This window comes from Stenotrophomonas sp. GbtcB23, assembly GCF_019091045.1.
GTDB classification, from domain to species: Bacteria; Pseudomonadota; Gammaproteobacteria; order Xanthomonadales; family Xanthomonadaceae; genus Stenotrophomonas; species Stenotrophomonas rhizophila_A.
Window position 1 is genome coordinate 1 of record NZ_JAGXKC010000305.1, and the last position, 313, is coordinate 313.

Consider the following 313-nt stretch of genomic DNA (forward strand, 5'->3'; position numbering starts at 1 on the left):
CCATTGCCGGTAGTAGAGCCCACTAGCCTCCAAACTCGGCGTGCGCGGGAGACATGGTATCCTGGCCAGGGACGCCGCGCTCGCCGGAAATCCAATTGACCTTGCCATGGGGCGCCCACAGGCCCACGCTTGAGAGATACAGCGGGTCGTGGTCGTAATCCTTGATCCTCCAGATGAGGCCGCTGGAGCACATGCCGTGCTGGAACTCGATATCCGGTCGGTTACGGGCCAGCTCCAGCAGAATTCGCAGCAGATCGCTGTTGTGCGCCATGGCCAAACGGGCATCGAAATGGGGATTGAATACGGTAGGGTT

The 313-nt window shown here is 60.4% G+C and carries 1 protein-coding gene; it reads right to left on the reverse strand.

Translation table 11 applies throughout. From position 1 onward, the window contains the following. Positions 1 to 22: 22 nt before the first annotated feature. On the reverse strand, positions 23 to 313 hold a 291-nt coding region (locus tag KVS69_RS19210), incomplete at its 5' end, for a hypothetical protein (protein ID WP_217539554.1).